The organism is Pseudomonas sp. NPDC088322 (genome assembly GCF_044740745.1).
GTDB lineage: Bacteria > Pseudomonadota > Gammaproteobacteria > Pseudomonadales > Pseudomonadaceae > Aquipseudomonas > Aquipseudomonas shirazensis.
Genome location: NZ_JBIURK010000001.1, coordinates 440059 through 465880 on the forward strand (window position 1 = coordinate 440059; position 25822 = coordinate 465880).

Here is a 25822-nt window from a genome sequence, read left to right on the forward strand (position 1 = left end):
GCTCCTTACACCGGGTTTTGAGGGCGCCATGGTTCGATCAGGGCATCCAGGTTCAGCGCATCGGCAAAGTCCAGGAACTGATCGCGCAGCCAGCTGATCTGGGTGCCGGCCGGCAACACCACGGTGAACTGGGCGTTGAGCATGCTGCTGCCGGTCTGCGGCGCCAGATAGGTATCGCAGGTCATGGCTTCGAGCTCGACGTTGTGGTCGAGGAAGAACTGGCACAGCTCGTTGATAATGTCCGGGCGATAGGCGGCGCTGACATAGGCCACATAAGGCAGGGCCTGCGGGCGCACTTCCTGATCGGCGCTGCGCACCACATCAAGGGTCAGGCCGTGCTTCTTGCCCAGGCCCGGCAGGGTGGCTTCAAGGCGGGCAAGGGCATCCCAGCTGCCACCGACTTGCAACACCAGGGCGCTGGTTTCGCCGTGGCGCGACAGGCGCGAGGTGACTACCGCGCAACGATTGTCGACGGCGGCGCGGCTGAGAACGTTGGCCAGCTCCATGGGATTGGGGCCCAGGGCACTGATGACAAGGAATTGTTCGCGGACTGTGGGGGTGGACATGCAGCATTCCTAAAACGATGAGCGGTCGGTGCAGGACCTGGGACAGCCTCCGTTACAGCAAGGTTCTGAGCCGATTGCAGCGGCTGTAGACACCCGCGGGAGGCACTGTCGACGGCCCGGCGGGCCGCTCTGCACTGATCAAAGGATCAAGGGTAGCGAAAAGCAGCGCCGAGGGGAATGCTCCGCCCGCCAGCTTTGCTTGTGCAAGGCCGATGGCGCCAGTACCATTACCGCTCTCTTTTTCCGGCAGGAGCAGTTACATGATTGCGGGCAGTATGGTGGCACTGGTCACTCCCATGGATGCACAAGGGCGTCTGGACTGGGACAGCCTCGGCAAGCTTGTAGACTTCCACCTGGAAAAAGGCACTCATGCGATCGTCGCCGTCGGTACCACCGGCGAGTCGGCCACCCTCGATGTCGAAGAGCACATCCAGGTCATCGAATTTGTAGTCAAGCGTGTCAACGGCCGTATTCCGGTCATCGCCGGAACCGGTGCCAACTCCACCTCCGAAGCCGTGCACCTGACCCAGAACGCCAAGAACGCCGGTGCCGACGCCTGCCTGCTGGTGGTGCCGTACTACAACAAGCCGACCCAGGAAGGCCTGTATCAGCACTTCAAGCTGATCGCCGAGTCGGTCGACATCCCGCAGATTCTGTACAACGTGCCCGGCCGCACCTCCTGCGACATGCAGGCCGAGACCGTGATCCGCCTGTCCACCGTGCCGAACATCATCGGTATCAAGGAAGCCACCGGCGACCTGGTCCGGGCCAAGGCCATCCTCGATGGCGTCAGCAGCGACTTCATCGTGCTGTCGGGTGATGATCCGACCGCGGTCGAGCTGATCCTGCTCGGCGGCAAGGGCAATATCTCCGTTACCGCCAACGTCGCCCCGCGCGAAATGGCCGATCTGTGCGAGGCCGCACTGGCCGGCGATGCCGACAAGGCCCGCGCAATCAACGAACAACTGATGCCGCTGCACAAAGACCTGTTCTGCGAAGCCAACCCGATTCCGGTGAAGTGGGCGCTCGTGGAAATGGGCCTGATGCACAAAGGCATTCGCCTGCCACTGACCTGGCTGAGCGAGAACTGTCACGAAAAAGTCCGTACTGCCTTGAGCAAGTCCGGCGTACTGGTTTAATCGAGGAAGTACACCGCATGAAGCGATTGGCTGGTCTATCCGCCCTTGCCCTGATCATTTCCAGCACCAGCGGCTGCGGCTGGCTGTGGGGCGACGAGGGTTATTTCCGCGACCGCGGTAGCGATTACCTGCAGGCGCAACCGACCGCGCCGATGCAGCTGCCGGCAGACGTGGCCAACGTCAAACGCCTCGATCCGCTGTTGCCGATCCCGCGTAACGTTGCCGACGACACCGCCACTGGCGAATACGAAGTGCCGCGTCCGCAGCCGCTGTCGGCTGCTGCCGACATCAGCGACTTTACCCTGCAGCGCAGCGGTAACAGCCGTTGGGTGCTGGCCCAGCGTTCGCCTGCCGAAGTCTGGCCGGTGGCGCATCAGTTCTTTGAAGACAACGGCTTCCGCATCGCTGAAGAGCGTCCGCAGACCGGCGAATTCACCACCACCTGGCAGCGCTTCGACGAACTGTCGGCTTCGCTTGGCCAGCGCCTGGCCAGCTCGGCCAGCAGCGCCGAGAGTGAAGTACGTGTTCGCGTACGCATGGAACCCGGCGTGCAGCGCAACACCTCCGAGGTGTTCGTAGTCAGCGTCGAGCGTCCGGCTGGCAGCACTGCCCAGACCGATTTCCCGAGCAACTCGACCAACACCGGCGTCGATGCGCTGCTGGTCGACGAGATGCTCGCCAGCATGAACCGCAGCGCCGAGAAGGGCGGTTCGGTTTCGCTGCTGGCTGAGCGCGACTTCGATGCCCCAAGCCGGGTCAGCCTGAGCGAAGACGGCAGCGGCAACCCGGTGCTCAACGTCGGTTCCGACCTCGACCGCGCCTGGTCTGGTGTCGGCCGTGCGTTGGAGCAGGGCGAATGGCGCGTTGAAGACATCAACCGCAGCCTGGGCCTGTACTACATCAACTTGTCCGAGAAACCCGAAGACAAGAACAACCAGCCCGGCTTCTTCAGCCGCCTGTTCGGCAGCGAGCCGACCCAGGAAGAGCGTGAAGAGCGCGCCGAGCGTTATCAGGTACGCCTGAGCAAGGTTGGCGAGAGCGTGCAGGTAACGGTCGAGAAAAACATCAACACCGTGGCCCCGGCCGATGTCGCCCGCCGCGTGCTGAGCGCCATTCAGGACCGTTTGGGTTAAGTGCGCTTCGCAGTACTTGGAAGCGGCAGCCAGGGCAACGGCACGCTGATCGCCAGTGGTGATACGTACATCCTGGTCGATTGCGGGTTTTCCCTGCGGGAAACCGAGCGGCGCCTGGCGCTGCTCGGGGTCTCGCCAGCACAGCTGAGCGCGGTGCTGGTCACCCACGAACATGCCGACCACGTGCATGGCGTGGGTTTGCTGTCGCGGCGCTACAATGTACCGGTCTACCTCAGCCAGGGCACCTTGCGCGGCTTGCGCAAGCCGGTCGAGGTCGCCGGTTTTCTCGGTTGTGGTGACAGCATCAGCATCGGCGCGCTGCAGGTCAGCGCGGCGCGGGTCGAGCACGACGCCCATGAGCCGCTGCAGTACGTGCTCAGCGATGGTCGCCGGCGCTTCGGCATGCTCACCGACCTGGGCTGCTACGACGCTCGGCTGCTGGAGCGCTATCAGGGTCTGGATGCCCTGCTGATCGAAGCCAACCATTGCCGCGACTTGCTTGCCCGCGGTCATTACCCGCACTTTTTGAAGTTGCGCGTAGGCGGCAGCCAAGGACATTTGAACAACCACCAGGCCGCCAACCTGGTGGCCGAGCTGGGCTGGCAGCACCTGCAACACCTGGTGCTGGCGCATCTCAGCAGCAAGAACAACCTGCCACAGCTGGCCCGTCAGTGCTTTGTCGACGCCCTTGGGTGCGACCCGGACTGGCTGCAAGTGGCGAATCAGGAACATGGGCTCGACTGGCGCGAAATCGCCTAGCCCACCAACTCAAGCAAGCGGAGCCCATCATGGAAAAACGCGACGAACTCTACCGCGGCAAGGCCAAATCGGTTTACAAGACCGATGACGCCGACCGCTTGATCCTGCTGTTTCGCAACGATACCTCGGCGTTCGACGGCAAGCGCATCGAACAGCTCGACCGCAAAGGCACGGTGAACAACAAGTTCAACGCCTTCATCATGCAAAAGCTTGAAGAAGCCGGCATCCCGACTCAGTTCGACAAGCTGCTGGGCGACAACGAGTGCCTGGTGAAGAAGCTCGACATGATCCCGGTTGAGTGCGTCGTGCGTAACTACGCCGCCGGCAGCCTGGTCAAGCGTCTGGGCGTGGAAGAGGGCATCAAGCTCGAACCATCGACCTTCGAACTGTTCCTCAAGAACGACGAAAAGGGCGACCCGTTCATCAACGAATCCCATGTTGTGGCTTTCGGCTGGGGCACCGCCGAGCAGCTGGTCGAGATGAAGAAGCTGTCGCTCAAGGTCAACGAAGTGCTGAACAAGCTGTTCGATGACGCCGGCCTGCTGCTGGTCGACTTCAAGCTCGAATTCGGCGTATTCCACGGGCAGATCGTCCTCGGCGACGAGTTCAGCCCGGACGGCTGCCGCCTGTGGGACAAAGAAACCCGCAAGAAAATGGACAAGGACCGCTTCCGCCAGGGTCTGGGCGACGTGATCGAAGCCTACGAAGAAGTGGCCAAGCGTCTGGGCGTGCCGCTGTAAGGCCCGCTGTGACGCAAGCGTTTGATACCACGCGAATTTTTTTCAGATAAAGGTTTGCCTTTTACGAAATCGCTGGTATGATGCGCGCCATTGGAGAGATGCCGGAGTGGTCGAACGGGACGGATTCGAAATCCGTTGTACTGGCAACAGTACCTAGGGTTCAAATCCCTATCTCTCCGCCATACATCGAAAAGCCCCGCAGATGAAAGTCTGCGGGGCTTTTTGTTTTTTGCGTTGTCTGAAATGTGCGCAGGCATGGTGTTACCGTACTTCCTGATTTCATTTTCATGAGTGGTATGAGAAGACCTTCGCTAATGAGCTCTACTTGCTCTCATGCACCAAACTAATATGCCGCGTATGCGTGACTTGAATCAGTAAATTTAGTTGCTTTTTTACTTGCATGAAAATCGCCGTTTGAACCACTGGCTTCCCCCCGTTGCATAAAAGACCGCAATCATCTCTGCTGATGCTGATGCTGATGCTGATGCTGATGCTGATGCTGATGCTGATGCTGATGCTGATGCTGATGCTGATGCTGATGCTGGTCGGCAGCGGCTGCTGCGCCGTCAACGGCTGGGCAGGTTCAAGATTACGGTTCGGAAAGGGATTACAAGAATGCAAGCTCTGTGAGTTCGACATGTTGAGAGGTTTTGTTGGTGTGAAGAGTAGCGTCAGAAGCCTTACATTTTTTCGTTAGCTCGCCAGATCTATCGCTCAAGCATTACTAAGTTCACTAACACGGTATTTGACTTGGATCCAATGCCCAGAAACTGTATGATCCCGCCGCCGTCAGTACGATGGCGCATGATCATTTAAAGGACTTAGTATGAAAAAGCTGTTCAAAGCTACCGTCGCTGTAGCCGTCGTATCGGGTGTTGCGCTGCTGTCGGGTTGCACCGGCCAGGTCTACAACCAGCAAAAGAATTGCTCTTACGACTACCTGTTCCACCCTTCGGTTTCGGTCTCCAAGATCATTGGCGGTTGCGGCCCGATCGACAAGCTGCCACAGCAGCAGTAATTCCAGATCGTTGACGGGGCTGTTTGCTGCCCCGTCCAAGACCCTCGGTCATCCACGTGGCCGGGGGTTTTTGTTGTCTGGCGTTTACTCGGGCCACGGCCGCCCCGCGACATTCGGCCACTGAGACATCCCGTCACCTTGCCTGCCACTTGCGAATTTGTTTGTGCTGGCATTTCGGTTACAATCGGAAAAACGTTTCAGCCCTGACTGGTCAATTCGACCTTAGGCTGGCGTCCCTGTTTCTCAAGCTGCTGACTCCAATGATCAATAAAAAGCGCGCGCTGAAGGACATGGATAAACGAGGCCCTGCCTAGGCCTTCCTTACGTGCTATCGATTGGAATTGATCAATGTTCAAGAAAGCTGGCAAGACCCTGCTGGGTCTGGCTGTCGCGGCGAGCCTGATGCAGGCGCACGCCGATGAAGCGAAGAAAGTAGACGTGCTGCTGGTTGGCGGCGGCATCATGAGTTCGACCTTGGCGGTCTGGCTCAATGAGCTGGAGCCGAGCTGGTCGATGGAGATGGTCGAGCGCCTGGATGGCGTCGCTGAAGAAAGCTCCAACGGCTGGAACAACGCCGGTACCGGTCACTCTGCGCTGGCCGAGCTGAACTACACGCCAATGGATAAAGACGGCACCGTCAATATCTCCAAGGCCATCGAGATCAACGAATCGTTCCAGATCTCCCGCCAGTTCTGGTCGTGGCAGGTCCGTCAGGGCGTGTTGAACAACCCGCGTTCGTTCATCAACACCACGCCGCACATGAGCTTCGTGTGGGGCGACGACAACATCAAGTTCCTCAAGAAGCGTTACGACGCGCTGCAGGCCAGCCCGCTGTTCCGTCCGATGCAGTACTCGGAAGATAACGCGCAGATCGCCAAGTGGGTCCCGCTGATGATGGAAGGGCGTGATCCTTCGCAGAAGCTGGCCGTGACCTGGACGCCGATCGGCACCGACGTCAACTTCGGCGAGATCACCCGTCAGTTCGTCAAGCACCTGCAAACCCGGGAAAACTTCGACCTGAAGCTGTCCACCGAAGTGCAGGACATCACGCGTAACGAAGATGGCTCGTGGCACGTTGAGTACAAGAACCTCAAGGACGGCAGCAAGTCGGCCACCGACGCCAAGTTCCTGTTCATCGGTGCTGGCGGCGGCGCGCTGAAGCTGCTGCAGAAGTCGGGCATCCCGGAAGCCAAGGAATACGCAGGCTTCCCGGTCGGCGGCTCGTTCCTGGTGACCGAGAACCCTACCGTGGCCATGCAGCATATGGCCAAGGCCTACGGCATTGCTTCCACCGGCGCGCCACCCATGTCGGTGCCGCACCTGGATACCCGCGTGCTTGATGGCAAGCGCGTGATTCTGTTTGGCCCATTCGCCACCTTCTCGACCAAGTTCCTCAAGAACGGTTCGTACCTCGACCTGCTGAGCAGCACCACGCTGCACAACGTCTGGCCGATGACCAAGGTAGGTGTTGATCAGTATCCGCTGGTCGAGTACCTCGCTGGCCAGCTGATGCTGTCTGACGATGATCGCTTCGCGGCGCTGCAGACCTACTTCCCGAACGCCAAGAAAGAAGACTGGCGCCTGTGGCAAGCTGGTCAGCGCGTGCAGATCATCAAGCGTGACGAAGAAAAAGGCGGCGTACTCAAGCTGGGTACCGAAGTCGTGACCTCGCAGGACCGCAGCATTGCCGGCCTGCTGGGCGCTTCGCCAGGCGCTTCGACTGCGGCACCGATCATGCTCACCGTGCTCGAAACCGTGTTCAAGGAAAAGGTCGCAACGCCTGAGTGGCAAGCCAAGCTGCACGAAATCGTGCCAAGCTACGGCACCAAGCTGAACGATTCGGCTGCTGCTGTGCAGAAAGAGTGGAACTACACCGCTGAAGTGCTGCAACTGGAAAAACCACCGGTTATCGATCAGAGCGTTGGCACTGATACAACCGTGAGCAAGCCAGTTGAAAGCAACCCTGCGAGCGACATGGCGCTGTAATCAGGCTTTAGCTGCGCGGTAACCATTTGCCGCTACGGCAACCAGCCCATAAAAAACCACGAGGTGCTGCCTCGTGGTTTTTTTATGCCTGCGGTTTGCGGTTCAGGCTTGAACTGAATTTGAGTCATGCGGAGTACCTTGTCTGGTGTCTGAATTCAAACCTGTGCGGTCGGCAGATCTGCGGCTTGCCACCAAGTCCCCGCTGGACGGCGCATGCTGTGCCTTGTGATCAGTAGAGAAGGGCGCTTCGAACGGCGTTCATTACGCCTGCTGCGCGAGCCGATGGGCTGCGCAGGGGGAGAGGATGCGGCGGTTACTCAGCGCTGGCGCAGGATGCACTCGAGCAGGCCGGGGAAGCGGCTGTCGAGCATTTCGCTGCGCAGCGAATTCATGTGCGTGGTGCCGACATTGCGCGTCTGCACCAGGCCCGCATCACGCAGCACGCGAAAATGATGAGACATGCTCGACTTGGGCCGGCCGCCATCCAGCTCGCCGCAAGTGGCTTCGGTGACACCCGCCAAATGGCGCACGATGGCCATGCGCACGGGGTCGCTCAAGGCGTATAGCACGCGTTCGAGGATGAGGTCTTCACAGCTTGGATATTTGTAGGCTCGCATGGTCGACATGATAACGGGGCTTTCATTAATTGCCATAGTTCGATTATGATCGAACTATCGTATACCCAACCTGCTGGAGCTGGCTCATGTCTGCATTGTTCGAACCCTACACCCTCAAAGACGTCACCTTGCGCAACCGCATTGCCATTCCACCGATGTGCCAGTACATGGCCGAAGACGGCATGATCAACAACTGGCACCACGTGCATCTGGCAGGAATGGCCCGCGGCGGCGCCGGCTTGCTGGTGGTCGAAGCCACTGCAGTATCGCCAGAAGGACGCATCACCCCAGGCTGCGCCGGGATCTGGAGCGACGCCCACGCCGAAGCGTTCGTACCGGTGGTGAAGGCGATCAAGGCGGCCGGTTCCGTACCCGGCATCCAGATCGCCCACGCCGGGCGCAAGGCCAGCGCCAATCGCCCATGGGAAGGTGACGACCATATCGCCGCTGACGACGCCCGCGGCTGGGACACCCTGGCACCGTCGGCAATTGCCTTTGGCGCCAACCTGCCGAAAGTGCCAAAGGCCATGACCCTGGACGACATCGCTCGGGTCAAACAAGACTTTGTCGATGCTGCGCGCCGCGCCCGTGACGCCGGTTTCGAGTGGATCGAGCTGCACTTCGCCCACGGCTACCTCGGCCAGAGCTTCTTCTCCGAGCACTCCAACCAGCGTACCGATGCTTACGGCGGCAGCTTCGAAAACCGCAGCCGCTTCCTCCTCGAAACGCTGGCGGCCGTGCGTGAAGTCTGGCCTGAGCATTTGCCGTTGACCGCCCGCTTCGGTGTGCTGGAATATGATGGCCGCGACGAGCAGACCCTGGTCGAGTCGATCGAACTGGCCCGTCAGTTCAAGGCCGGTGGCCTCGACCTGTTGAGCGTCAGCGTTGGTTTCACCATCCCCGACACCAACATCCCGTGGGGCCCGGCCTTCATGGGCCCGATTGCCGAGCGCGTGCGCCGCGAAGCAGGCCTGCCGGTGACTTCGGCATGGGGCTTCGGCACGCCGCAGCTGGCTGAAGGCGCGCTGCAAGCGGGTCAGCTGGATCTGGTTTCGGTAGGCCGTGCGCACCTGGCTGACCCACACTGGGCCTACTTCGCCGCAAAAGAGTTGGGCGTGGACAAAGCCTCGTGGACCCTGCCAGCGCCGTATGCGCATTGGCTGGAGCGCTATCGTTAAGGCTCGCCCTAACGCCAGCCAGCACCGTTAACCACGCGGGGCCAGTCCGAGCAGCACAGCGCTGCGAGACTGGCCCCGCGTTTTTTGTGGCTAGCAGTTACTGGCCAAACACTATCCGTGCCTGGTTAAAGCACTGCTCGGCAATCGCCGACCTCGGCTCGCTGCGGCGCAGCAGCAGGCCGACCGGGCTGAGCACGCTGGCCTCGGTGATGGGGGTGATGCGCATGTGTTCGCTCAAATCCTCCAGCCCGCAGTTGAGCGGCATCACTGCGCAGCACATGCCGCTGGTGATGGCCTGGATCAGCTGGAAGGTCGAGTCGCTTTCCAGCACTGCCAGTGGCGCAAGGCCGCGGCTGCGAAAGCTCAGGTCCAGCGACTGGCGGTAATGCATGCCCTTGCTGAGCAGCCCCAACGGCAGATCCCCCAGCTCATCCCAGGCCAGCTCGCTTTGCTCGAACTGATAATGGCGGGTGTCGTGCAGCAGGCCCATGGTGGTGGTGCCCAGTTCGATCACGTCGAAAAAACTTGAGTTAACCTGATCCAGATAGCAGATTCCCAGGTCGAGCTGATTGCGGCTGAGGCCATCGACAATCTGCTCGGAGGTACTCGAGCTTAGCTGAAACTGCAGCTCGGGAAACTTCTCCCGCAGCGGCACCAGCAGCGCCATTGGATTGAAACTGGCCAACGGCACGCTGCCCAGGCGCAGGCTACCGACCACTTGGCCGCGGCAGCTGGCCGCTTCGGCCTGGAGGCCGTCATGTGCGGCCAGCAGTGTCCGCGCCCAAGCCAGAATGCGTTCGCCGGCCTCGGTGAAACCCTCGAAGCGCTGGCCACGTTCGACCAGCACCAGGTCAAGTTCTTCTTCCAGATTACGCAGGCGCATCGACAAGGTCGGCTGGGTGATATGGCACAGCGCAGCGGCCTGACCGAAGTGCCGGGTCTGGTCCAGGGCGATAAGAAACTTGAGCTGCTTGATGTCCATGGGGCGGCCTGCGCAATCGGAATGCGTTGACCTTAACCAAGTTGAGCGGGGCTAGCCATTGTTTAGTCGCCGCCGCCCGGTTCAGCTGAGCAAGTGATCGACCGGCATCAGCGCCGGCGGCAACGGCTCGTGGCCAAGCGCCGCAAGCACGTCGCGCTCCAGGGTGCGCACCAGTGAGTCGGTGGGCAGGTCGTTTTCGTCGCGGCCGAACGGATCTTCCAGCTCGTTGCCGATCGCATCCAGGCCAAAGAACGTGTAGCTGACGATGGTGGTGAACAGCGGCGCCAGCCAGCCCAAAGGTTCTGCCAGGGCGAACGGTAGCAGCAGGCAGAAGATATAGATGGTCCGGTGCAACAGCAGGGTGTAAGGGAAGGGTAGCGGCGTGCCCTTGATCCGTTCACAGGTCGCCTGCACTTCGGCCAGGCCAACCAGACGCTGTTCGAGCAGGGTGTAGCGCCATTCGCTGATCTGTTGCGTCTGCGCCAGCTCCGAGCAGCGCTGGCCGATGTTACGCAGGATGCCGTCGCAGACGTTGTGCGGGCTGAGTGAATGCGCCGGGTTCAGCCACGGCCGCGCCGCGCCGAGGGCATCCTCACCGCGCAATCCAGCGTTCAAGGCATGGGCAAAGCCGCACAGGCTGCGCAGCACCTCGCGGCGCAGCTCGGGGTCGGCAATCGCCACGCTCTCGCGCACGAACGAGCGCACCTCGATGAGCATCCGCCCCCAGGCCTTGCGGCCCTCCCACCAGCGGTCATAACAGGCCGTGTTGCGAAAACTCATGAAGATCGACAGCGACAGGCCGAGCAAGGTGAAAGGCGTGGCGCTGACCGGCGAGAACATCTCTGGATAATGCCGCTCGACCAGCACGATCAACGCCGCCAGCAAGGTAACCAGCAGGCAGCGCCAGGCAATGCGCTTGACGATCGAGCCTTTCAGGGTGAACAGCACACGCAGCACATCGGGCCGGGAATGGACGATCATGGGGATCCAGAGGCGGTTGGGTCAGCCGCCAGTCATGTTCATGAAGCGCAGGATCTGCACCTCGCCGCCTACTTCGAAGTGGTGGCGGTAAGGCTTGAGCTGCACCGCTTCGCGGATGGCATGCTCGAGGCGCTCGGCGTCGCCTGGGTGCGCACGCAGCACCTGTTTCAGGTCCAGCGAATGCTCGTTGCCCAGGCACAGCAGCAAGCGGCCCTCGACGGTCAGGCGGACACGGTTGCAGGTGGCGCAGAAGTTGTGGCTGTGCGGCGAGATGAAGCCGACCCGCGTCTGCGCTGCCTCGGCCAAGCGCCAGTAGCGCGCCGGGCCCTGCGATGATTCGGCAGATTCGATCAGGCTGAAGTGCGCCGCGAGGCGGTCGCGCACATCATCGCTGGAATAGAACGACTCGCCGCGCTGATGCTCGCTGATCACGCCCAGCGGCATCTCTTCGATGAAGGTGATGTCCAGCTCACGGTCGATGGCAAAGCGCACCAGATCGACCAGTTCGTCATCGTTGCGACCCTTGAGCACCACGCAGTTGAGCTTGATCCGCTTGAAGCCGGCGCGGCGCGCGGCGTCGATGCCGGCGATGACCTGGGCCAGATCGCCGGTGCGGGTCAGCTGACGAAAGCGCTCCGGGTCGAGGCTGTCGAGGCTGATATTGAGGCGGCTGAGGCCGGCGTCGAACAGCGGCTGCGCCAGCCGGTCGAGCTGCGAGCCGTTACTGGTCATGCACAGTTCACGCAGGCCGGGCAGGGCGGCAATGCGCCGACATAGGTCGACGATGCCCTGACGCACCAGTGGCTCGCCGCCGGTCAGGCGGATCTTGCGAGTGCCGAGGGCGACGAAGCGTTCGGCTACCTGATACAGCTCTTCAAGGCTGAGAATCTGCTGGCGCGGCAAGAACTGCATGTCTTCGGCCATGCAATAGACACAACGAAAATCACAGCGGTCGGTGACCGACATCCGCAGGTAGTCGATTTTTCGGTTGTAGCCGTCGATCAGGGCCTGGCCGTTGGGTTCCACAATCGCGCTCGCGTCTAAGGAGGGTCGGCCGGTTGGCCGCAGGGCAGTGAGTCCAAGCTATAACCTGTACCCGACGCCGTCAAATTGCTTTGTCCACTCGGTTGATCGGCGCGCTCTATCAGCCGTTCAAACCAATTGATCGACGCATCAGCGATGCACCGGATAGGCCGTGGTGTACTTCATCTGTTCCATGGCAAAGCTGGAGGTGATGTTCGACAGGCCATCGGTGCGGGTGATCAGCTTCTTGTAGAAGCGGTCGTAGGCGGCAATATCGCTGACCACCACCCGCAGCATGTAATCCCAATCGCCAGACATGCGGTAGAACTCCATGACCTCCTCGAAGCCGCTGACGGTGGCGGCAAATTGCTCGAGCCAGGCATTGTCGTGGCGCTGGGTCTTGAGCTGGACGAACACGGTCAGACCCAGGCCCAGGCGTTGCGGATCAAGCAGTGCGACGCGGCCGAGAATATAGCCATCATCCTGCAGGCGCTTGACCCGCTTCCAGCATGGGGTGGTGGTGAGGTTGACCGCTTCGGCCAGCTCCTTGAGCGAGGTGGAGGCGTCGCGTTGGAGCAGGGTGAGGATGTGCTGGTCGAAACTGTCCATGCCGGTGCGTCGCCTTGCCGAGAAAAATATGCTCCAGACTAGCCGTTAACGAGCACGAATAGAATGCTGGGGCCGGGGTATCGCACGCATCCGCCTGCGCTCGGCCAATCGCGGCGGATATGCGATAGTGACGGCCATCAACCCCGCCTTCTACCAGTCACTGGGCCCGATCATGTCCGACAAACCGCGCAACTTCGCCACGCGTACCATTCACGCTGGCGAGCAATTCAGCGTTGCCGACAACGCCATCTTCCCGCCGATCTACACCGCCAGCTCGTACATCAAGCGCGGCCTCGACGATAACCCCGAGTACGCCTACAGCCGCGTTGCCAATCCGACCCGGCATGCCTACGAGAGCTGCGTTGCGGCGTTGGAAGAAGGGCTAGGTGCGGTCGCCTGTGCTTCCGGCGTCAGCGCCACTTCGACAGTGCTCGAGTTGCTCGACAAGAACGCTCACGTGGTGGTGATGAACGGCGTCTACGGCGGCACCTTCCGCCTGCTCGAAGACTACCGCAGCCGCACCTCCGGGCTGACCACCACCTATGTCGACCTGAATGACCTGGACGCCCTGGCAGCGGCGATTCGCCCGGACACGCAGCTGATCTGGATCGAGTCGCCGACCAATCCGCTGCTGCACCTGGTCGATATCGAAGCGGTGTGCAGCCTGGCCCGTGCCCGCAATATCCTCACCTGCATCGACAACACCTTCTGCTCGCCGTGGAATCAGCAGCCGATCACCCTCGGCGTGGACCTGGTGATGCACTCGGCGAGCAAGTACATCGGTGGCCACTCCGACCTCACCGGCGGAGTCGTGGTGGCGGCCAACGCCGAGTTGCTGGCGCGCCTGCGCAAGATCAGCATGGCCGTCGGTGCCGTGCAGGGGCCGTTCGATTGCTACCTGGCCCTGCGCGGACTGAAGACGCTGGACGTGCGCATGGAGCGCCAAAGTGCCAATGCCCTGCGGGTGGCGCAGTTCCTCGACAGCCATCCGCTGGTCGACAAGGTGTTCTATCCAGGTCTGCCCAGCCACCCGCAGCATGAGCTGTGCAAGCGCCAGATGCGCACGGGCGGCGCGGTGGTGACCTTGCAGGTGAAGGGTGATCGCGAGGCGCTCAAGCGCTTTGTCGACGCGCTGTCGATCTTTGTCCTGGCCGATTCGCTGGGCGGCGTCGAGAGCATGATCAACCATTCCTGGAGCATGTCGCACAACTCGTTGAGCCCAGAGCAGAAAGGCGTGATGGGGATTACCGAGGGCCTGTTGCGGCTGTCGCTGGGGATCGAGGACTGCCGCGATCTGATCGATGATCTGCAAGGCGCCTTGCAGGCCAGCGCCGCAGCCTGAGGCTTTGTTGATCGCCATCGCAGGCTTGCCCCGCGATGGCGGTTTTACAGTTGTTGCAGCCGGGTCAGGACTTGGCTGGATGAATGATTCGTTCGATCTTGTCCTTGATCAGCAGCCGCTCCTTGCGCAATAGCGTGACGGTGTCATCGGTGGCGGCGGTGCGTTCAGCGACGTCCACCTCTTTGTCCTTGGCCTGGTAAGCCTTGTGTAGCTTGAGCAGCTCCGGGTCCTTGGCGCTCAGTGCGTGAAAGTCGTCAGGCTGGATGCTGAGGTCTGCGAACAGATCATGCGGTACGGGCATTTCTTCACCTCCGTCAGGGGTTGGACACTGGTGCAGAATCTTGAGGATAGCCGCGTTTGCCAAAGACGTGGGTGGGGGTGGTCTGGCAGCGGTTGGCTGAACGTCGGCTGAATGAAAGGTAAACACGTGTAATTGTTGCTGGATGTCAGAGTTTGTTGGCGGGTTTTTCACAAAAAAACGATGGTCTGCTTCCCACAATCCGCTTCGAATTGCCACGCGCTGAGTCGCGCCTGGGCCAACATCAAACTCGATAGCGAAGACCATGCTGAAACTCGACAATCTGCGGACCGAATGGGTCACGTTACTGGCCAGCCTGTACCTGTTGATTGGCTTCAACAGCCTGCTCTGGAGTCACCTCCAGACGGTGGTGCCGCCAGGGTTGACGGGGCTTTGGCTGATGCTGGCGTTTGCCCTGCTGATGCTGTTTGCGTTCAACCTGGTGTTGACCTTGATTGCCTTCAAGTATGTGTTGAAGCCGGTCTTGATGGTGCTGTTTGTCAGCGGTGCGGCAGTGGCTTACTTCATGAATCAGTACGGTGTGCTGATTGATGCAGGCATGTTCCGCAACGTTGCCGAGACCAACATCAGCGAAGTGCGTGATCTGCTCTCGTTGAAGTTCATCGGCTATATCGTGCTGCTGGGTTTGCTGCCGGCCGCACTGGTGTGGAAGGCGCCGATCGCCTATCGCCCGTGGCACCGCGAAGTGTTCGGCAAACTGCTGGTCGGGGGGGCCTGTACGGTGGCGTTGGGCGCGGTGGCCCTGGCTAACTATCAGGGCCTGTCTTCGCTGTTTCGCAACCACCACGAAATCCGCCTGATGCTCACCCCAAGCAACGTTGTTGGCGCCTCGTTTGGCTATGCCAGCGAGCGGTTGGGCAGTGCGGCCGCGCCGTTTCAGCGCTACGGCGAAGACGCCCGCCGCGATGCCGCTGCCTGGCAGCAGCACAAGCGCAAGTCGTTGACGGTGTTGGTAGTGGGTGAAAGCGCCCGCGCGGAAAACTTTGGCGTGCTCGGTTATAGCCGCGATACCACCCCGCGCCTGAGCAAGGAAGACGGCCTGCTGGGCTTCACCGATGTGCATTCGTGCGGCACCGAAACCGCTGTCTCGGTGCCGTGCATGTTCTCCGGCATGCCGCGCAGGGACTACGATGCCAGCGTCGCCCGTAACCGGGAGGGGCTGCTGGACGTGCTCCAGCGCGCCGGCCTGACGGTGCAGTGGCGTGACAATCAATCAGGCTGCAAGGGTACCTGCGACCGCGTGCAGTTCGTCGACGTCAGCAACCTCAAGGACCCCGCCCTGTGTGCCGGCGGTGAGTGCCACGACGAAATCCTCCTGCAAGGCCTGGCCGAGCTGCTCGACAGCCTCGACCAGGACACCGTGCTGGTCCTGCACCAGATGGGTAGCCACGGCCCTGATTACTACAAGCGTTATCCGCAAGCGTTCGAGCGATTCACCCCGGTGTGCCGCAGCAATGCCCTGAACCAGTGCGATCAGCAGGCAATCATCAATAGCTACGACAACACCCTGGGTTACACCGACCACGTGCTGGCCTCGCTGATCGACCTGCTGCGCAGCCGGCAGGACAAAGTCGACACCGCCATGCTGTACCTGTCCGACCACGGCGAATCGCTGGGTGAGTACAACCTCTATCTGCATGGCACGCCGTACATGCTGGCGCCCGAGCAGCAACGCCATGTGCCGATGCTGGCGTGGTTCTCCGACAGTTACCGGCAGGACTTTGGCCTCGACAACGACTGCCTGGCGCGCCTGCGTGATGCCCCGCTGAGCCAGGACAACCTGTTCCACTCGATGCTCGGCCTGCTGCAGGTGCACAGCGCGGTCTACCAGCAATCACTGGACTTGTTCGCCGGCTGCCGGCCGTGGCTGGCGGCTGGCCGCTGACAGCAGCGCCGGGCGATGGTCGCCATGTTTCGCGTGCGCGGCCCACGGCGTATATACTGCGCGCCACTGTTTGTGGGAGAGCCTCGTGGCCAACGAAATACACTGGATCTGTGACGACCAGAGCCTGGCCGAGCACTGCCGGACCTGGCGCGAATTGCCCTTCGTAGCGCTCGACACCGAATTCATGCGGGTAGACACCTTCTACCCCAAGGCCGGGCTGCTGCAGGTTGGCGACGGTCAAAAAGCCTTTCTTATCGACCCGTTGCGGGTTCGTGACTGGCAGCCTTTGGCTGACCTGCTCGAAGACCCGCAAGTGGTCAAAGTGGTGCATGCCTGCAGTGAGGACCTTGAAGTTCTCCTGCGCCTGACCGGCAAGCTGCCACAGCCGTTGTTCGACACCCAGTTGGCCGCAGGTTACCTCAACATCGGTTTCTCGATGGGTTACTCGCGCCTGGTGCAGGACGTGCTCGGGCTCGATCTGCCCAAGGGCGAAACCCGCTCTGATTGGCTGCAGCGGCCTCTGTCGGAAACCCAGGTCAGCTACGCCGCCGAAGACGCCGTGCACCTCGCCGAGCTGTTCATCGCGCTGCGCCCGCGGCTGTCCGATGACAAGTACGCCTGGGTGCTGGAAGACGGCGCCGAACTGGTTGCGCAGATGCGCCGTGAAGTCGAGCCGCAGCTGCTCTACCGTGAGGTCAAGCTGGCCTGGAAGCTGTCGCGTCAGCAGCTGGCAGTCCTGCGTGAGCTGTCGGCCTGGCGCGAGCTTGAAGCGCGCCGCCGCGACCTGCCGCGCAACCGCGTGCTGCGTGAGCATTCGCTGTGGCCGATCGCCAAGACCCAGCCAGATAGCCTCTCGGCCCTGGCCAAGATCGATGACATGCACCCGCGCACCCTGCGTCAGGACGGCGAGTTCCTCCTGCAATTGATCAAGCAGGCCGGCAGTGTGCCGGCTGAGCAGTATCCGCCAGCGCTGCCTGAGCCATTGCCGATCGAAGCCTCGGCCATCCTCAAGCGCCTGCGCGCCATCGGCCAGGCCGAAGGCGAGCGGCTGGGCATCGCCCCGGAGCTGATGCTGCGCAAGAAAACCCTCGAGGCGCTGCTCAAGAGCGGCTACCCCAATGGGCCCTATCAACTGCCCGATTCGCTGCGCGGCTGGCGTCGCGAGCGGATGGGCCAGGCGCTGCTGGATGATCTGGCCGCGCTCGGAGAATCCTCATGAAACGCATCTGCTCGATCTACAAGAGCCCGCGCAAAAACGAAATGTACCTTTACGTGCTCAAGGCCGACGGCCTGGAGCGGGTCCCAGCAGGTTTGCTGCCGGCCTTCGGTACGCCGATTCACGCCTTCGACCTGGTGCTGTCGCCGGAGCGCAAGCTGGCCCGGGAAGACATCGAACAGGTGCTGAACAACCTCGAGGCCCAGGGCTACCACCTGCAGATGCCGCCGCTCGAAGACGAGTACATCGAGCACCTGCCTGAAGAGCTGCTGCGCCGCAACGACCCGGTCTGATAGGCCCGCGCTGCCCATCGTTCGCCCAAGCGGCCCGCTACTCGGGCCGTTTTCCGTTATCTGCCAAGGTTGTCTTTTGAGATGCGCGTTCTGATCGCTGAACAGGATCATGCCAACTATGCCGGCCTGCTGGCCGCTGCCGCCCCCGACCTTGAAGTGCTGACCAGCGGTAACTCCGCCGAGCTGGCGCTATTGGCGCCGCAATGCCCGGTGTGGCTGGGTCAGCCAGACCTGCTGGCGACCCTGCTGCGCCAAGGCCATAAGCCAGAATGGGCGCAGTCGACCTGGGCGGGGATTACCCCGCTGCTGGCCGACGGCCTGACGCGTGACTACCGCCTGACCCGCGCTGTGGGCATCTTTGGCCAGGTCATGGCCGAATACATGCTGACCTACATGCTTGGCCACGAGCGCGAGGTATTGTCGCGCTTGGTCAGCCAGGTCGAGCGGCGCTGGGATGAACGCCCTGGGCACAGCCTGCAAGGGCGCCAGGTGCTGATCGTTGGCACGGGCGATATCGGCCAGCGTGTGGCGGAGTTTCTTGTGCCGTTCGGGGTGACCCTGTACGGCGTTGCCAGCAGCGCGCGTCAGCAGGCGCCGTTTGTTGAAGTGGCTGGGCTCGATCAATTGCCACAGCGAGTCGAGCAGGCTGATTACGTAATCAACCTGTTGCCTGATACCCCTGCCACCCATGACCTGTATAACGCCGCGCTGTTCAAACGCTTCAAGCCCAGTGCGCTTTTGATCAACGCTGGTCGCGGTGTTTCGGTGGTGGACGCCGACCTGGTCGCAGCCTTGAAGGAAGGCCATCTGGCCGGCGCCGTGATCGACGTATGCCGGCAGGAGCCGCTGCCGCAACAACATCCGTTCTGGACGGCGTGGGGTTTACTGCTGACCGGGCACAGCTCCGCGCCGACCTCGCCTACGGCGATGGTGCGTTTGTTTGTCGAGAATCTGCGGGACTATTTAGCGGGGCAGGCACTGCGCGGCGAGGTGGATTTCCAGCGCGGTTATTGATGTGTAGCGCGGGGCGTCTGGAGCAAGCGTCGCCTCGCGCTGCGGTAGATCAGAGGCTGAAATCGCCTTCTGCAGCCAGCTCGGCCAGTGGCTTGCGCGGGCTAGGTACTTCACGGGCCTGCAGGCCTTCGGCGAGCGTGGCCTTGTCGCCCAGCTTGCCGATCGCGACCATCGCCTGCAGCTCATAGCCTTCGGGGATCTTCAGTTGTTCGCGGGCCATCGCCTGGTCAAAGCCGGCCATGCCGTGGGTGTGCCAACCGCTGAGGCTCGCTTGCAGCGCCAGGTGGCCCCAGGCCGAACCGGTATCAAATGCGTGCCACAATGCTGGCGACTCTTCGCTGGCACCGGGTGCGATAAAGCTGGTCTTGGAAATCACCAGCACCAGCGCCGAGGCATGCTGGGCCCAGCTGCGGTTGAACGGCACCAGCAGCTCCAGGTAGCGCTGCCAGTTTGGCGTGTCGCGACGGGCATAAAGGAACCGCCACGGCTGCGAGTTATAGGCCGAAGGCGCCCAGCGCGCCGCTTCGAAGAAGCTCAGCAGGGTTTCTTCGCTGATCGGCTCGGGGTTGAATGCGCGGGGCGACCAGCGATTGATGAACTGCTCGTTGATGGCGTAATCGGCAACGCGTGGGTTGGCGCTCATGACAGCTCCTGCAAGACACAAGGGGAAGCCGGCACGCTACTGCGTCTGGACACCCCTGACAAGCGGTCTGGCTTTGCCCAAGGCCAGGCTCTAGACTGGCGCCGCCGCCTGCTGCGGCCCAAGAACAACTGCGAGAAACCGTGTGATGATGGCCCAGACTGCGCCCTTCTGGCAGCGCAAGACGCTCGATCAACTCGACCCGCAAGAGTGGGAATCACTCTGCGATGGCTGCGGCATGTGCTGCCTGCAGAAACTCGAGGACGAGGACGACAACAGCGTCTACTACACCCGCATTGCCTGCAAACTGCTCGATCTGAACAGTTGCCAGTGCAGCGACTACCCTAATCGCTTCAAACACGTGCCCGACTGCATCCAGCTCACCCCGGGCAAGGCCGATCAGTTCAAATGGTTGCCGCCGACCTGTGGCTATCGGCTGGTCAGCGAAGGCAAGGACCTGCCCGCCTGGCATCATCTGGTCTGTGGCGACCGCAGTCAGGTGCATGAGCAACGTATTTCGCAGTCCGGGCGCATGCTCAGCGAGAACGATGTGGCTGAAGACGACTGGGAAGACCATTTGATTTTCCGCGCCGGCTGAGCGCCGCGGTGATTGGCCTGTGCCGAACAAGGAGTTTGTCTATGCGTTGCCCTTTGCTGCTTGTTCTGGCGCTGGCGGCTTGCTCGCCAGCCTGGGCCAAGAAGGTCGATCTGGATTACCAGGTGCGCCTGCTGCCCAACAGTGGCCAGGCCGAAGTACGCCTGACCCTGGCTGATGGCAGCGCGGTGCGTAGCCTGGATTTTGCCTTGGGCAAGGCCAATGCCTACAGCGGTTTTCAGGCCGATGGCCAGTGGTCACAGCAGGGTGAGCGTGGCGTGTGGCGCCCGGCTGCGGGCAAGACCAGCCTCAGTTACCGCGTACGGCTCGACAGTGCTGCATCAGGGGGTGCCTTCGAGAGCCGCATGACCGCGCATTGGGCGGTGTTCCGTGGCGATCAGTTGGTGCCGCCTGCACGTCTTGATCAACAGGACGGCACCGAGTTGGTAGCGCGCCTGTCAGTCGAGCTGCCGCCCGGCTGGAAGAGCGTGGAAACCGCCTGGCCGCGGATCGGCCAGCACAAGTTTCGTATCGATGATGTCTCGCGCCTGTTCGATCGGCCGACTGGCTGGATGCTCGCCGGTAACCTCGGCAGCCGCCGCGCGCGCCTGGGCGAAACCGACGTCACCGTGGCGGCGCCGCAAGGGCAGGGCATGCGCCGGATGGACACGCTGACGTTGCTGACGTTCGTCTGGCCTCAGTTGCAAGCGGTGTTCCCGCGCAATCCGCCCAAGTTGTTGCTGGTTGGCGCACGCGATCAGATGTGGCGGGGCGTGCTTGGCGAGCACAACTCATTGTTCATCCACAGCAACCGCGCCTTGATCAGCGAGAACGGCAGCAGCCCACTGCTGCGTGAGCTGGTCCAGCTGTTTGCGCAGATCAAGGTGCGCGATGACAGCGACTGGATCAGTGAAAGCCTGACGGACTACTACGCCACAGAACTGCTACGCCGGGCCGGCGGCATCAGTGATGATCGCTATGATGCCTGGCAGGCACGCCTGCACAAACAGGGCGCCAAGGTCACTCGGCTGGTGGCCAGGCAGGCTAACGCCGGGCAGATCGCGCGAGGCGTGCAGGTGTTGCAGGCATTGGATCGGGAGATCCGCCTGCACACTCAGAATAAACGCTCACTGGACGACGTCACCCAGGCGTTGATGCGCATGCCGAGTGTGAATACTGCAGAGTTCATCCAGATCAGCGAGAGCGTGCTTGGGCGCAGCTCAGACGTGCTTCAGAGCAAATTGCTACGCTAGCCCTGCTTGCACGCAGTTGGTGTAGGAGCGGCCTTGTGTCGCGAAAGGGTCGCATAGCGACCCCGGCAACCTAGCGTCAAACGACAGATCGAGGGGCCGCTGCGCAGCCCTATCGCGACACAAGGCCGCTCCTACAAAGGGCGCGGTGTTAGAGCTTCGGGGTGTGGACGCCGTCGTCACCGGTGATAGTTACGCCGCGGGTAGCAGCGTCGGCACTGGCGCGAAGCACTTCCAGCTCGGCGGCGCCACGGTCAATGTCACCCTTCAGACGCTGGTATTCCTGACGATGACGCAGCCACCAGGCCTTGGTCGCACAACGGCCCTTGACCCCGCGTGCCAGCGCCAGGCCGCCAACGGCAACCTGCAGCAGGCCGATCACGCCGCCATGGCGCATACCTTTGCTGATCATGAGGGCGCCACCGGCCAAGGAACTGGCGCGTTCCCAGCCATGCACGTTCTTTTCCTCGGTATGGGCATTGGAATCTAGATCAAGCATGAGCAGAGCCTCCAGGTAGGTTGGTAAATAACTGACCCTGGCGGTTGTCGCGCCGTTCATTTCATATGCCCAGCGGCCTGCCTGTTACTTGAATTTAGGCCCCGAGCGGGTGTTCAGGCCCTTGGCCAGGCGGTCGTAAAGCACCACGTTGACGGTTGCCGCAAGGTTCATGCAGCCTTCGGTGGGGATATAGATGGTTTCTTCGCACCAGGCGCGCACGTTTTCGTCGAGGCTGCCGTCTTCCGGGCCGAAGATATAGATGGCGCGATCAGGGTGGGTGTATTCAGGCAGGGGGCGGGCGCCGTCGACCAGCTCCACCGCCACCGGCGTGCAGCCCAGCGGGATGATGCGTTGCAGGTCGTCGATGCCGATCAGCGGAATGTCGTAATGCACCCGCTTGGTGTCGGTGACGAAATCACGCGCGCGCTCATACCGCTTGCCGGTGTAGAACACCGAACTGACGCCGTAACAACCCGCAGCGCGCATCACCGAACCGACGTTCTCTGCAGACTTGGGGTTGAACAGCCCGATGCAACTGTACCGTTTGTTCGCCACGTGCCGGGGCCCTTCGCAAAAAAAGACGCGATTATACGGGGTTGCCCGACCGCTGTGGGCTCAGTCTTTCTTGAGCAGACCGGCCAGCCCGGCGAACGGGTTGTGGGTAGCCTTGGCGATGCTCGGGGTGGCCGTCGAGCCTTCGCTGAAGTACTGCTGATCGGTGTAGCGCGAGTGCTCGTTGTCGTGGCAGTACAGGCACAACAGCTCCCAGTTGGAGCCGTCCTGGGGGTTGTTGTCGTGGTTGTGGTCGCGGTGGTGCACGGTCAGTTCGCTCAGGCGCTTGCCGGCGAACTCACGGGCGCAGCGGCCGCAGACGTGCGGGTACATCTTCAGGGCCTTGTCGCGGTAGCCCATTTCCTTGTCGCGCTTGGCGTCGGCGATGATGCGGTCCAGGCGGGCGGTGGCGGAGAGGGTGGAACTCATGGTGTGACCTTTCTTGTAATCAGGCTGATGACGGTTATGGCGTTGAGTCTAGCGTGGTTACAGGCCAGGCGGACAGGCAAAAACCCGCAGATGGGCGTAGCCTGTAGATGAATTTTCGACAGGAGGTTGCCGATGCTCCACGCGATCCTCAGCGTACTGATCCTGCTCGCCGCGCCGCTGGCCGACGCTGCCGGGCAACAGCCACGCATTAGTACGCCGGTGCCCGGTGCTCCGGGTACCGCCACGCCCACGCCGTATCCGCAGATCACCCCGAGCGCGCCACCCAAAGCCTACGACAATCAACCCGGTGGGCCGCTGTTGCCACCGATGCCGCTGCCTAGCCCGCGCCGGGACGAGCCGCTGCCCGGCTTGCAGCAGGACGCGCCCAGGCCGCAGGGCAAAGACGACTAGACCTGCGCCAGGCGCTGGCCATCCTGCATGCGCAGGCGTTTGGACAGCGCCACGGCGAGTGCGCGAATGATCCGCGCAGCAATCCGCGGCGCTTCGTTGAGCATCTTCTCCAGCGAATCCTTGCCCAGCGTCAGCAGCTGGCATTCGCTGGCGGCCACGCAACTGGCCGAGCGCCGCTCGCCGTCGAGCACCGCCATTTCGCCAAAGGCGCCACGGCGCAATACGGCGATTTCGACGGCCTGGCCACTGCTGTCGGTCTTGCGCACCGACACCTGGCCGCGGTGCAGAATGCACATGAACGTGCCGGCGTCGCCCTCGGCAAAGATAGTCTCGCCGGCGCTCATGTTGCTCAGGCTGAAATAGCCGGCAGCGGCAGCAAATTCGCTGGCCTGCAAGGTGTCGAACAGGCCGCAGTCCATGAGCATGTCGCGGATTTCGGCATTGAGGTGGGAATGGTCGGACATGGTCTGGTCTTCTGCGCTTGGCGTGGCAGCGTTGATCACGCGGCCACGCAAGATTGTTCACGGTTGTGCATAGGACAACAGCAAAGCCGGTTTACACCACGCCGAGCTCATTGAGTACGAACGCATATTCCAGCGCCACATCGCGCAGCCCCTGATAGCGGCCGCTCATGCCACCATGGCCTGCACCCATCTCGGTCTTGAGCAGCAGCAGGTTGTTATCGGTCTTGAGCGTGCGCAGGCGTGCTACCCACTTGGCTGCTTCCCAATACTGCACACGGCTGTCGTTGTAGCCGGCCACTACCAGCATCGCCGGGTAGGCCTGAGCCTTGACGTTTTCATAGGGCGCGTAAGCCTTGATTCTTGCATGCACCTCGGGTTGTTCAGGGTTGCCCCACTCGTCGTACTCGGTCACGGTCAGCGGCAGGTCAGGGTCGAGCATGGTGTTGAGCACATCGACGAACGGCACCTCGGCAATCGCGCAGCGGAACAGCTGCGGGCGCAGGTTGAGCACCGCGCCGATCAGCAATCCACCGGCGCTGCCGCCGCTGATCGCCAGTTGTTCCGGGCGGCTGACACCGGTTGCGATCAGGTGCTCGGCGCAGGCGATGAAGTCGTCAAAGGTGTTCTGCTTGTGTTCTTGCTTGCCAGCGCGGTACCAGGCCTCACCCAGCTCGCCGCCGCCGCGCACATGGGCAATGGCAAAGGCCACGCCGCGCTCGAGCAGGCTCAGCCGCGCATGGGAGAACCACGGGTCGAGGCTTTCGCCATAGGCGCCGTAGCCATACAGATAGAGTGGCACCGTCTTGCCGACGTCGTCGCGGCGGCGTACCAGGCTGATCGGGACTTGGGTGCCGTCGTTGGCGGTGGCCCACAGGCGTTCGCTGACGTAGGCGTCGGCGTCAAAGGCACCGAGCACCGGGGTCTGCTTGAGCACTGACTGCGCGCCGTTGGCCAGTTCCAGCTGGCGCACCTGGGCCGGGCGATTGAGTGCCTCGTAGCGCAGGCGGATGCGCGTGCTGGCAAATTCCAGGCTGTCTTGCACGTATAGGCTGTAGGCCGCATCCGGCAGCTCGACGCGGTAAGGCGCCTGGCCTTGCGGGCGTACTTCAATGATGGGCAGGCCGCCTTCACGCAGGCTCAGCGCCAAGGCACTGGCATTCAGGCTGAGGCCTTCGAGCATGATGTTGTCGCGGTGGGCTACCAGCACCTGCCACTGTGCACGGCTGGGCACTGCCGCAGAGGGCGCCTGGTACAGGGCGAAGTTGATACCGTCCTGGTTGCTGCGGATAAACCAGCGCCAGTCGCCATCGAGCTGGCCGTGATCGGGGAAGTATTCATGGCCTTCTTCGCGTGCAGCCAGGCAGGTGAACTCGGCCAACGGCGTCTCGGCATCCAGCACCCAGGCTTCGCTGGTGGTCTTGCTGTTGAGCAGCAGGATCAGCTGGCGCTCGGAGCTGGCTCGGTAGCAGTGCAGAAAGAAGCGCCCGTCGTCTTCTTCGAACACCGTATGCGCATCAGCCTCGCCCAGGCTGAACCGGCGCAGGCGGCAGGGGCGATGGGTGTCGTCGAGTTCGGCGAAGAACAGCGTGCGGCTGTCGTTGGCCCAGGTCATGCTGCCGTCGCAGTCCTCGAAGGGCAGGGTGGTGATGGCGCCAGTGGCCAGGTCCTTGACATACAGCGTGTAGGTTTCTTCGCCATTGGTGTCGAGGCTGTAGGCCAGCAGCTGGTGGTCGGGGCTTACATTGAACGCGCCAAGCGACAGGAAGCCGCCGGCCGCCAGCTCGTTCGGGTCAAGCAACAGCTGTTCGGCGCTGGCGTCGACTGTGTTGGAATCATCTGCCGGGCGTGGGCAGCGGTAGTGCCGCGGGTACTCATCGCCAGCAGTGGTGCGGGTGTAGTACAGCCATGGCCCCCACGGCGAGGGCAGCGACAGGTCGGTTTCCAGAATGCGCCCTTTGATTTCCTCGAACAGCTGCTCGCGCAACGGCGCCTGATCGGCCAGGCAGGCCTCCTGATAAGCGTTTTCGGCCTGCAGGTAGGCGAGCACTTCGGCGCTGTCGCGCTGCTGCAGCCAGGCGTAAGGGTCGTTACCGGGGGCTTGCTGGGCGATCGGGGCAGTAATAGCGGGCATGTATGGTCTCTGGCGAAAGCGAATAGGGCCGGGCGACAGTGGCACCGGTGA

At 62.0% G+C, this 25822-nt stretch carries 29 protein-coding genes and 1 tRNA gene; 17 read left to right on the top strand and 13 right to left on the bottom strand.

From position 1 onward, the window contains the following. Positions 1-5 precede the first annotated feature (5 nt). Positions 6-566: a glycine cleavage system protein R gene (locus ACIOAU_RS02065; RefSeq protein ID WP_101317448.1), complete on the bottom strand. Its 561-nt coding sequence runs from the start codon at positions 564-566 to the stop codon at positions 6-8. 260 nt (positions 567-826) lie between these two features. Between ACIOAU_RS02065 and dapA the strand changes: the two genes are divergently transcribed. The 8 genes from dapA to mqo all read left to right on the top strand — a co-directional run bounded on the left by dapA (position 827) and on the right by mqo (position 7341). Further along, positions 827-1705: a 4-hydroxy-tetrahydrodipicolinate synthase gene (gene dapA, locus ACIOAU_RS02070; RefSeq protein ID WP_101317450.1), complete on the top strand. Its 879-nt coding sequence runs from the start codon at positions 827-829 to the stop codon at positions 1703-1705. A 17-nt stretch (positions 1706-1722) separates the two neighbouring features. Then, positions 1723-2838, top strand: a complete 1116-nt coding sequence (gene bamC, locus ACIOAU_RS02075; protein WP_101317452.1) for an outer membrane protein assembly factor BamC — start codon at positions 1723-1725, stop codon at positions 2836-2838. Then, positions 2839-3597: an MBL fold metallo-hydrolase gene (locus ACIOAU_RS02080; protein WP_101317454.1), complete on the top strand. Its 759-nt coding sequence runs from the start codon at positions 2839-2841 to the stop codon at positions 3595-3597. A 29-nt stretch (positions 3598-3626) separates the two neighbouring features. Continuing rightward, on the top strand, positions 3627-4337 hold the full coding sequence (purC, locus tag ACIOAU_RS02085; RefSeq protein ID WP_103436385.1) for a phosphoribosylaminoimidazolesuccinocarboxamide synthase: 711 nt from the start codon (positions 3627-3629) through the stop codon (positions 4335-4337). Positions 4338-4429: 92 nt separating this feature from the next. Beyond that, positions 4430-4519 (top strand) — tRNA-Ser (locus ACIOAU_RS02090). A gap of 284 nt (positions 4520-4803) precedes the next feature. Further along, a complete protein-coding gene (locus ACIOAU_RS02095) occupies positions 4804-5034 on the top strand; it encodes a hypothetical protein (protein WP_401179637.1) in 231 nt (76 codons plus the stop codon). Between the two features lie 129 nt (positions 5035-5163). Continuing rightward, positions 5164-5355 (top strand): DUF4223 family protein, encoded by a 192-nt coding sequence (locus ACIOAU_RS02100; RefSeq protein ID WP_101317458.1) that lies wholly within the window; start codon positions 5164-5166, stop codon positions 5353-5355. Between the two features lie 348 nt (positions 5356-5703). Continuing rightward, entirely contained in the window at positions 5704-7341 is a 1638-nt protein-coding gene (gene mqo, locus ACIOAU_RS02105; protein WP_101317460.1) for a malate dehydrogenase (quinone), read from the top strand. Between the two features lie 317 nt (positions 7342-7658). Here the strand turns inward: mqo and ACIOAU_RS02110 are convergent, their stop codons facing one another. Further along, positions 7659-7994: an ArsR/SmtB family transcription factor gene (locus tag ACIOAU_RS02110; protein ID WP_401179641.1), complete on the bottom strand. Its 336-nt coding sequence runs from the start codon at positions 7992-7994 to the stop codon at positions 7659-7661. Between the two features lie 50 nt (positions 7995-8044). On the opposite strand from ACIOAU_RS02110, the gene xenA reads away from it, so the two are divergent. Next, positions 8045-9136 carry a xenobiotic reductase XenA gene (gene xenA, locus ACIOAU_RS02115; protein ID WP_150571477.1) on the top strand — a complete coding sequence of 364 codons (1092 nt, stop codon included), beginning with the start codon at positions 8045-8047 and terminating at the stop codon, positions 9134-9136. A gap of 97 nt (positions 9137-9233) precedes the next feature. On the opposite strand, the gene ACIOAU_RS02120 is transcribed toward xenA, so the two are convergent. The 4 genes from ACIOAU_RS02120 to ACIOAU_RS02135 form a co-directional block, all read right to left on the bottom strand. Next, positions 9234-10118 (bottom strand): LysR family transcriptional regulator, encoded by an 885-nt coding sequence (locus tag ACIOAU_RS02120; RefSeq protein WP_181106050.1) that lies wholly within the window; start codon positions 10116-10118, stop codon positions 9234-9236. An 81-nt stretch (positions 10119-10199) separates the two neighbouring features. After that, positions 10200-11099 carry a bestrophin family protein gene (locus tag ACIOAU_RS02125; RefSeq protein WP_401179646.1) on the bottom strand — a complete coding sequence of 300 codons (900 nt, stop codon included), beginning with the start codon at positions 11097-11099 and terminating at the stop codon, positions 10200-10202. 21 nt (positions 11100-11120) lie between these two features. Then, entirely contained in the window at positions 11121-12125 is a 1005-nt protein-coding gene (gene moaA, locus ACIOAU_RS02130) for a GTP 3',8-cyclase MoaA (RefSeq protein ID WP_103436467.1), read from the bottom strand. 147 nt (positions 12126-12272) lie between these two features. Beyond that, positions 12273-12731 (bottom strand): Lrp/AsnC family transcriptional regulator, encoded by a 459-nt coding sequence (locus tag ACIOAU_RS02135; protein WP_101317474.1) that lies wholly within the window; start codon positions 12729-12731, stop codon positions 12273-12275. Between the two features lie 160 nt (positions 12732-12891). Between ACIOAU_RS02135 and ACIOAU_RS02140 the strand changes: the two genes are divergently transcribed. Then, positions 12892-14073, top strand: a complete 1182-nt coding sequence (locus ACIOAU_RS02140; RefSeq protein WP_401180154.1) for a trans-sulfuration enzyme family protein — start codon at positions 12892-12894, stop codon at positions 14071-14073. A gap of 64 nt (positions 14074-14137) precedes the next feature. On the opposite strand, the gene ACIOAU_RS02145 is transcribed toward ACIOAU_RS02140, so the two are convergent. After that, positions 14138-14374: a YdcH family protein gene (locus ACIOAU_RS02145; protein ID WP_101317476.1), complete on the bottom strand. Its 237-nt coding sequence runs from the start codon at positions 14372-14374 to the stop codon at positions 14138-14140. 262 nt (positions 14375-14636) lie between these two features. Between ACIOAU_RS02145 and ACIOAU_RS02150 the strand changes: the two genes are divergently transcribed. From ACIOAU_RS02150 to ACIOAU_RS02165, 4 genes are all read left to right on the top strand, one after another. After that, complete coding sequence (locus ACIOAU_RS02150) at positions 14637-16277, top strand: phosphoethanolamine transferase (RefSeq protein ID WP_401179651.1); 1641 nt, start codon at positions 14637-14639, stop codon at positions 16275-16277. Positions 16278-16362: 85 nt separating this feature from the next. After that, the gene (gene rnd / locus ACIOAU_RS02155; protein ID WP_188035562.1) at positions 16363-17496 is read left to right on the top strand and encodes a ribonuclease D; all 1134 of its coding nucleotides are present in this window, start codon (positions 16363-16365) and stop codon (positions 17494-17496) included. After that, a complete protein-coding gene (locus ACIOAU_RS02160; RefSeq protein ID WP_101317482.1) occupies positions 17493-17786 on the top strand; it encodes a YcgL domain-containing protein in 294 nt (97 codons plus the stop codon). The genes rnd and ACIOAU_RS02160 overlap by 4 nt, the downstream gene beginning before the upstream one ends. Before the next feature lie 81 nt (positions 17787-17867). Further along, complete coding sequence (locus ACIOAU_RS02165) at positions 17868-18800, top strand: D-2-hydroxyacid dehydrogenase (RefSeq protein ID WP_150571990.1); 933 nt, start codon at positions 17868-17870, stop codon at positions 18798-18800. A gap of 49 nt (positions 18801-18849) precedes the next feature. Here the strand turns inward: ACIOAU_RS02165 and ACIOAU_RS02170 are convergent, their stop codons facing one another. Next, a complete protein-coding gene (locus ACIOAU_RS02170) occupies positions 18850-19443 on the bottom strand; it encodes a nitroreductase family protein (protein WP_150571483.1) in 594 nt (197 codons plus the stop codon). Between the two features lie 145 nt (positions 19444-19588). Here ACIOAU_RS02170 and ACIOAU_RS02175 point away from each other — a divergent pair, with 145 nt between their 5' ends. Beyond that, positions 19589-20038, top strand: coding sequence for a YcgN family cysteine cluster protein (locus tag ACIOAU_RS02175; protein WP_103436475.1), 450 nt, complete (start codon positions 19589-19591; stop codon positions 20036-20038). Between the two features lie 41 nt (positions 20039-20079). Further along, positions 20080-21288, top strand: coding sequence for a hypothetical protein (locus ACIOAU_RS02180; RefSeq protein ID WP_401179657.1), 1209 nt, complete (start codon positions 20080-20082; stop codon positions 21286-21288). A 148-nt stretch (positions 21289-21436) separates the two neighbouring features. Here the strand turns inward: ACIOAU_RS02180 and ACIOAU_RS02185 are convergent, their stop codons facing one another. From ACIOAU_RS02185 to ACIOAU_RS02195, 3 genes are all read right to left on the bottom strand, one after another. Then, positions 21437-21784 (bottom strand): DUF2892 domain-containing protein, encoded by a 348-nt coding sequence (locus ACIOAU_RS02185; protein ID WP_312388815.1) that lies wholly within the window; start codon positions 21782-21784, stop codon positions 21437-21439. 84 nt (positions 21785-21868) lie between these two features. Further along, positions 21869-22339, bottom strand: a complete 471-nt coding sequence (locus ACIOAU_RS02190) for an RNA methyltransferase (protein ID WP_101317494.1) — start codon at positions 22337-22339, stop codon at positions 21869-21871. Positions 22340-22399: 60 nt separating this feature from the next. Further along, complete coding sequence (locus ACIOAU_RS02195) at positions 22400-22765, bottom strand: YajD family HNH nuclease (protein ID WP_101317496.1); 366 nt, start codon at positions 22763-22765, stop codon at positions 22400-22402. A 132-nt stretch (positions 22766-22897) separates the two neighbouring features. Here ACIOAU_RS02195 and ACIOAU_RS02200 point away from each other — a divergent pair, with 132 nt between their 5' ends. Beyond that, on the top strand, positions 22898-23176 hold the full coding sequence (locus tag ACIOAU_RS02200) for a hypothetical protein (RefSeq protein WP_101317498.1): 279 nt from the start codon (positions 22898-22900) through the stop codon (positions 23174-23176). Here ACIOAU_RS02200 and ACIOAU_RS02205 read toward each other — a convergent pair. Together ACIOAU_RS02205 and ACIOAU_RS02210 are read right to left on the bottom strand one after the other, a co-directional pair. Then, positions 23173-23640, bottom strand: a complete 468-nt coding sequence (locus ACIOAU_RS02205; protein WP_101322960.1) for a cyclic nucleotide-binding domain-containing protein — start codon at positions 23638-23640, stop codon at positions 23173-23175. The genes ACIOAU_RS02200 and ACIOAU_RS02205 overlap by 4 nt on opposite strands. 91 nt (positions 23641-23731) lie before the next feature. Then, positions 23732-25771 carry a S9 family peptidase gene (locus ACIOAU_RS02210; protein ID WP_401179663.1) on the bottom strand — a complete coding sequence of 680 codons (2040 nt, stop codon included), beginning with the start codon at positions 25769-25771 and terminating at the stop codon, positions 23732-23734. Positions 25772-25822 lie beyond the last annotated feature (51 nt).